The organism is Pseudoalteromonas sp. NEC-BIFX-2020_002, from assembly GCF_013002825.1.
Lineage (GTDB): Bacteria > Pseudomonadota > Gammaproteobacteria > Enterobacterales > Alteromonadaceae > Pseudoalteromonas > Pseudoalteromonas neustonica.
The window spans coordinates 61,307-67,853 of the sequence record NZ_JABEPJ010000022.1; the positions used below are offsets into that span (position 1 = coordinate 61,307).

A 6,547-nucleotide genomic window follows, 5' to 3' on the forward strand; every position below is an offset into this window, starting at 1 on the left:
CATGACCTTGTTTTATGCATTAATTGCGCTTGGTTCACTTGCGCTCATCTTTGGGTTGATATTAGGGTTTGCCGCTGTGCGCTTTCGCGTACAAAGTAACCCTATTGTAGAACAAATTGACACTATTTTACCGCAAACCCAGTGTGGTCAGTGTGGCTACCCGGGTTGCCGTCCTTATGCTGAAGCTATCGCCAACGGTGACGAGATTAATAAATGCCCTCCCGGTGGTGAGTCAACAGTAAAAAAACTAGCTGATTTAATGGGTGTTGAAGCCAAACCATTAGCTGGCGGCGAACAAGCTGAGCCGGTTAAAACTGTTGCCTATATTCGTGAGGATGAATGTATTGGTTGCACAAAGTGTATTCAAGCCTGCCCTGTAGATGCCATTGTTGGTGCTACACGCCAAATGCATACAGTGCTTATTGATGAATGTACTGGTTGCGACCTGTGTGTTGAACCCTGCCCTGTAGACTGTATTGATATGCTACCCATTGAGCAAACTAAGCAAAATTGGAAATGGCAGTTAAATACAATTGAAATCACGCAGGTAGATTAGGAAGCCACATGGAACAATTACTAAATCAAATAAAAAAAGGTAAAGTGTGGCCATTTCCAGGTGGGATCCACCCACCTGGGCAAAAAACACTGTCTAGCACACAGCCCATTACTCGCCTACCCCTGCCTGATAAACTTGTTGTGCCTCTTAAGCAACATATTGGTGCCAATGGACAGCTTATAGTTGAAAAAGGCCAACGCGTATTAAAAGGACAAGCGCTTACACAACCTATCGCTAATTGGTCAGTACCTGTTCATGCACCTACATCAGGCGTGATAGAAGATATTTGCCACGCCCCATCTGCGCACCCTTCTGCACTGCCAGAACTCAGTGTAATTATAATACCAGATGGCGAAGATACCTGGTGTGAGCTGCATGTAGCTTCCGATCCGAGTAAATTATCGCATGAACAACTTATAGATATCATTCATCAAAGTGGTATTGCTGGTATGGGGGGAGCTGGTTTTCCTACTTACATCAAAGCCGATAGTAGAAAGGCCATTGAATATTTAGTTGTCAATGCTGTTGAATGTGAACCTTATATAACCGCTGACGATCTACTTATGCAAGAACACGCACAAGGGATCATTAACGGAATTGAAGTGATGCAGCAATTACTCACTCCAACCCTTACTATTGTTGGCATCGAAGATAATAAACCCGATGCAATTGCAGCGATGAAAAAAGCCACACAGCACGCTGATAACATCATTGTTCAGACTGTGCCGACTATTTATCCGTCAGGCGGCGAAAAACAGCTGATTAAGTTGCTCACAAACAAAGAAGTACCTAGCGGTGGGATCCCTGCTGATATTGGCGTGCTCGTACAAAATGTGGGTACTTTATTCGCGATTAATCAAGCCGTTTATGAAGGTAAGCCACTTATAGAACGCGTGATCACCGTAACAGGTAATACGATTCATAAGCCCGGCAATGTCTGGGCACTCTTGGGCACAGAGATAAAACACTTACTCGACTGCCAAGGTTTCTCACCTGTACCACAGCAACGTGTTGTAATGGGTGGCCCAATGATGGGGTTTACATTACCCACCGTGCGTATTGGTGTAGTCAAAACGACCAACTGTATTTTAGCCCCTGATCATAATGAACTTGCAGAGCCCGGCCCTGAAAAAGCCTGTATTCGCTGCAGCGCATGTGCAGATGCTTGCCCTGCCTCTTTATTGCCTCAACAATTGCAGTGGTTTGCTAAATCTCAAGAGTACGACAAGTTAAAAGAGCATAACTTATTTGACTGTATTGAATGTGGCGCATGCGCCTATGTTTGCCCAAGTGAGATCCCTCTTGTTCAATACTATCGCGTTGCAAAAGCTGAAATTAAAGAAAAACAAGAAGAGCAAATTAAAGCTGAACGCGCAAAAGTACGTTTTGAATTGCGTAATGCCCGATTAGAACGCGAACAAGAAGCCCGAAAAAACCGCCATAAGCGTAAACCTGCCACCGAAAAATCAGCCGATGAAAAACAAAAGATAGCCGATGCGTTAGCTCGCGTAAGTAATAAGCCCGCAAAAGACGATGAAAAATCGGCTGTTGCCGCAGCAATTGCTCGCGCTAAAGCAAAAAAACAAGGCGATCAGCTAGAGCCTGATAATAGCGAAGTAGCAAAAGAGCGTGCCGCACGTAAAGAGCAAGCGCGCCTTTATAAAGAACAAAAAGCCGCTGATACTAATGAGGCTACACATTCAGATGCCCCTGTTGATGACAAAAAGTCTGCTGTGGCTGCCGCCATTGCGCGCGCTAAAGCTAAAAAAGCCGCACAAGCTGATGCATCAACAACTACCGGGGATGCTCCAGTTGATGATAAAAAAGCGGCTGTAGCTGCTGCCATTGCGCGCGCTAAAGCTAAAAAAGCCGCGCAAGCTGATGCATCAACAACGACCGAGGATGCTCCAGTTGATGATAAAAAAGCAGCTGTAGCTGCTGCCATTGCGCGTGCTAAAGCAAAAAAAGCCGCACAAGCAGAGCAACTCGCTGCATCAAAGAATAATAATACTGAAGAAACGACAGTAGAAAACACACCAGCGGATGACAAAAAAGCGGCCGTGGCCGCCGCCATTGCGCGTGCTAAAGCTAAAAAAGCAGCGCAAGCTGAGCAACTCGCTGCATCAGAAAAGGTAAATACTGAAGAAGCGAAAATAGAAAATACACCAGTGGATGATAAAAAAGCGGCAATAGCTGCTGCCATTGCGCGTGCTAAAGCTAAAAAAGCCGCGCAAGCTGAGCAACTCGCTGCATCAGAAAAGGTAAATACTGAAGAAGAAACAGTAGAAAATACACCAGTGGATGATAAAAAAGCGGCAATAGCTGCTGCCATTGCACGTGCTAAAGCTAAAAAAGCCGCGAAGGAGCAAGCTGATGAGGCAAATCCTCAAACTGAGACAAGTGAAACATCCGCAACATTCGAGCAAAATATAGAAGCTCAAGCACCCGTAAAAGAAAAACCTGAATTAACAGCTCAAGAGAAGAAAAAAGCCGCTGTAGCTGCCGCCATTGCGCGTGCTAAAGCAAAAAAACTACTAAAAGAAGGAAGTGATAAGTCATGAAGCTAACTATGGCCAGCTCGCCCCATAGCCACAGCCATAAATCACTCAGCAGATTAATGCTCACAGTGATTTTAGCCTGCATTCCTGGACTTATTGCCCAACTGTATTTTTTTGGTACTGGTGTATTAATTCAACTTATTTTAGCGTTAGTGACCGTCAGTGTGTGTGAAGCTATCATTATGCGTATTCGCAAGCGCGCTATTTGGCCTGCACTTAGTGATGGTAGCGCATGGTTAACTGGCGTGTTGTTAGCCCTAAGCATTCCGCCATTAGCCCCATGGTGGGTAATTGTAATAGGTTGCTTTTTCGCTATCGTTATTGTGAAACAGCTTTATGGTGGCCTTGGTTTTAATTTATTTAACCCCGCTATGGCTGCGTATGTGCTATTGCTTATCTCTTTCCCTGTGCAAATGACAAGCTGGCTCCCCGTTAACGAATTACTTGGTAAATCAATCGACTTAAGCCAGCAGCTAGCACTGATTTTTAATGGTTTTACGAGCAGTGGTTTCAGCCTAGATCAGATGCGTGTTGGCGTTGATGGCGTAACAATGGCCACACCGCTTGATACGATAAAAACCGACGTAGCCCACGGATTAACCGTGTCAGAGAGTATGCAAAACCCACTATTCAACCAATGGACAGGCCTTGGTTGGGGATGGGTTAACCTTGGTTTCTTAGTCGGTGGTTTATACCTAATTAAAGCAAAAATAATTAATTGGCATATTCCAGTTGGTATAATTGCCATGCTTAGCGTATGCAGTGCGATAGGTTATATCGCATCCCCTGGCACCGAGCCTGGAGTGGTATTTCATTTATTTAGTGGCGCGACAATGATGGGGGCTTTTTTTATTGCAACTGATCCCGTATCGGCCGCCACAACAAATCGCGGACGTTTAATTTACGGCGCATTTATTGGTTTATTGGTGTATTTAATTCGTACTTTTGGTGGTTTTCCTGATGCCATGGCGTTTGCCGTATTACTGCTTAATATGGCGGTACCATTAATTGATTACTACACCCAACCACGCACTTACGGACACGGGGTAAATAAATGATTTTATCGTCGATGGGAAAAAATGGCGCCATTTTAGCCTTGTTTGCACTGTTAACCACAGGTGCAGTCGCCACTATTTTTAGCTTAACCAAGGACAGCATTGCAGAGCAAGAGCGCAAACAGCTCTCATCACAACTGCAAGAAGTGCTTGATGCCCACTTATATGATAATGCCCTCTACGAAGATTGTGCACTAATCGAGAATGATTTACTCAGCGCACGTGACTCGCAAACCGTGTATCGCGCGCGTAAAAATGGCCAAAACATTGCACTCGTTATGCGCCACGTTACGCCTAAGGGTTATAGCGGAAATATAGATTTATTAACCGCGGTATTTGCCAATGGTGAAATCGCAGGCGTGCGTGTAACAAAGCATGAAGAAACGCCCGGTTTAGGGGATAAAATAGAACTTAGAAAATCACCGTGGATCACCGTTTTCAAAGACCAAACAGTGTTAAGCACCGACGATAACCGTTGGGCCGTAAAAAAAGACGGTGGTAACTTCGACCAGTTTACAGGCGCTACCATAACCCCTCGCGCCGTTGTAGGTTCAGTGAAAGACGCAGTGCTATTCGCTCAACAACACTTTGATGACGTTTTTGCGGCAGAAAACGCATGCTTGGCAGGTCAACTATGAGTCAAACAAATAACCCGTTAAAAGAACTTATCAACGAAGGCATGTGGAAAAACAACCCTGCTCTCGTTCAACTTCTCGGTTTATGCCCATTACTGGCAGTCACCTCCACAATTACCAATGCGCTAGGGCTTGGCTTAGCCACATTACTGGTACTTGTGGGCTCAAACGTTACTATTTCAGCCGTGAGAAATTGGGTACCAAAAGATATTCGTATCCCTGTTTTTGTGATGATCATTGCTGCATTTGTAACGATTATTCAATTATTAATGAACGCATACACATTTGGTTTGTATCAGTCATTGGGGATCTTCATCCCATTGATTGTCACTAACTGCGCCATCATTGGCCGCGCTGAAGCGTATGCCTCTAAAAATCCTGTGCATTTATCAGCGTTTGACGGCCTAATGATGGGCTTAGGGTTTATGGTTGTGCTAGTTGTTTTAGGCGCCATGCGTGAATTAATCGGCCAAGGCACTCTATTTGATGGTGCTGATTTATTACTTGGCCCATGGGCATCCGTTTTACGTATTGAAATTTTTAGTTTTGATAACCAATTTTTGTTAGCTATTTTACCACCCGGCGCATTTTTAGGCTTAGGTTTACTGATCGCCGCTAAAAATGTGATTGACGCACAAATAAAATCAAAGCAAGTTGCTCCACCAGAGCCTGAAAAAGGGCCGCGAGCAAGGGTCACCAGTTTAACTTAAGGGGAAGCGCATTATTTTATAATGCGTTTAAGTTGCATGAATAAAGAAAAACGTCACCAAATACTCACGCGCCTGCGCGACGATAACCCACATCCAGAAACCGAGCTTGAATATTCAAGCCCGTTTGAGCTACTTGTTGCAGTAACGCTATCAGCGCAAGCAACCGATGTGGGCGTAAATAAAGCCACACGTAAGCTGTTTCCGGTTGCCAATACACCACAAGCTATTTTAGATTTAGGTCACGATACACTGCGTGATTACATTAAAACTATCGGTTTATTTAATTCAAAAGCCGCCAACGTTTATAAAATGTGTGAAATTCTCGTCAATCAACATAATAGTATTGTGCCTGAAAATCGCGAAGCCCTAGAAGCCCTACCCGGCGTTGGCCGTAAAACTGCGAATGTAGTGCTCAACACCGCCTTCGGCTGGCCTGTAATTGCGGTAGACACACATATTTTTCGTGTTTCAAACCGTACTAAACTCGCCATGGGTAAAGATGTAGTAGCCGTTGAGCAAAAGCTTGAAAAGGTAGTCCCAAAAGAATTTAAAGTAGACGTGCATCATTGGCTGATTCTACACGGGCGTTATACCTGTGTAGCGCGTAAGCCAAAATGTGGCAGCTGTATTATTGAAGACTTGTGTGAGTTTAAAGATAAAGTAGAGTAAATTAGTGACTGCTTTGAGCGACAACCGGACGCTCGCACTAGCCATTATTTAGAAATCAAGTCTAGCTTTATCCGACCATGTGCTTGTTAAGTATTATACTTCGCAAACGTCTTTAGCAGTCTCACATTAATTAAACGATCAAAGTTGCATGTATACTCATACTCCTTTAAATATACTCTGTGCAGATTTGGTGCACTTAATATAGGTTTAGTCGGTGCCTCGCATTTTAATAAGACATGTTGTGGTCAACTAATTCCGGACAGTGAATTAAGTTTTTCTTCGGCTACTCCAGGGGCAACCATTTGGTTGTGGCTATGCGGCCTGCGCCAGTTATAGTAATTCATCAAATAATAGCTAATATCTT

The 6,547-nt window shown here is 44.2% G+C and carries 6 protein-coding genes; all 6 read left to right on the forward strand.

Translation table 11 applies throughout. The annotated features are described in order from the left end of the window. The first annotated feature begins 1 nt into the window (after position 1). From rsxB to nth, 6 genes are read left to right on the forward strand one after another with little or no spacing between them, the layout of a single operon-like run. The gene (gene rsxB / locus HJP15_RS19165) at positions 2–556 is read left to right on the forward strand and encodes an electron transport complex subunit RsxB (protein ID WP_054205711.1); all 555 of its coding nucleotides are present in this window, start codon (positions 2–4) and stop codon (positions 554–556) included. 8 nt (positions 557–564) lie between these two features. Then, complete coding sequence (rsxC, locus tag HJP15_RS19170; protein ID WP_170174393.1) at positions 565–3,117, forward strand: electron transport complex subunit RsxC; 2,553 nt, start codon at positions 565–567, stop codon at positions 3,115–3,117. Beyond that, positions 3,114–4,172 carry an electron transport complex subunit RsxD gene (gene rsxD, locus HJP15_RS19175; protein ID WP_054455009.1) on the forward strand — a complete coding sequence of 353 codons (1,059 nt, stop codon included), beginning with the start codon at positions 3,114–3,116 and terminating at the stop codon, positions 4,170–4,172. Before rsxC ends, rsxD begins: the two co-directional genes overlap by 4 nt. Further along, complete coding sequence (rsxG, locus tag HJP15_RS19180; protein ID WP_064436059.1) at positions 4,169–4,807, forward strand: electron transport complex subunit RsxG; 639 nt, start codon at positions 4,169–4,171, stop codon at positions 4,805–4,807. The genes rsxD and rsxG overlap by 4 nt, the downstream gene beginning before the upstream one ends. Further along, entirely contained in the window at positions 4,804–5,514 is a 711-nt protein-coding gene (locus HJP15_RS19185; protein WP_054455005.1) for an electron transport complex subunit E, read from the forward strand. Before rsxG ends, HJP15_RS19185 begins: the two co-directional genes overlap by 4 nt. Before the next feature lie 36 nt (positions 5,515–5,550). Beyond that, positions 5,551–6,183: an endonuclease III gene (nth, locus tag HJP15_RS19190; protein WP_054205706.1), complete on the forward strand. Its 633-nt coding sequence runs from the start codon at positions 5,551–5,553 to the stop codon at positions 6,181–6,183. Positions 6,184–6,547: the final 364 nt, after the last annotated feature.

Coding starts and splice junctions, on each gene's coding strand:
- rsxC (WP_170174393.1), top strand. CDS start 565: ATGGAACAATTACTAAATCAAATAAAAAAAGGTAAAGTGTGGCCATTT.
- rsxD (WP_054455009.1), top strand. CDS start 3,114: ATGAAGCTAACTATGGCCAGCTCGCCCCATAGCCACAGCCATAAATCA.
- rsxB (WP_054205711.1), top strand. CDS start 2: ATGACCTTGTTTTATGCATTAATTGCGCTTGGTTCACTTGCGCTCATC.
- nth (WP_054205706.1), top strand. CDS start 5,551: ATGAATAAAGAAAAACGTCACCAAATACTCACGCGCCTGCGCGACGAT.
- HJP15_RS19185 (WP_054455005.1), top strand. CDS start 4,804: ATGAGTCAAACAAATAACCCGTTAAAAGAACTTATCAACGAAGGCATG.
- rsxG (WP_064436059.1), top strand. CDS start 4,169: ATGATTTTATCGTCGATGGGAAAAAATGGCGCCATTTTAGCCTTGTTT.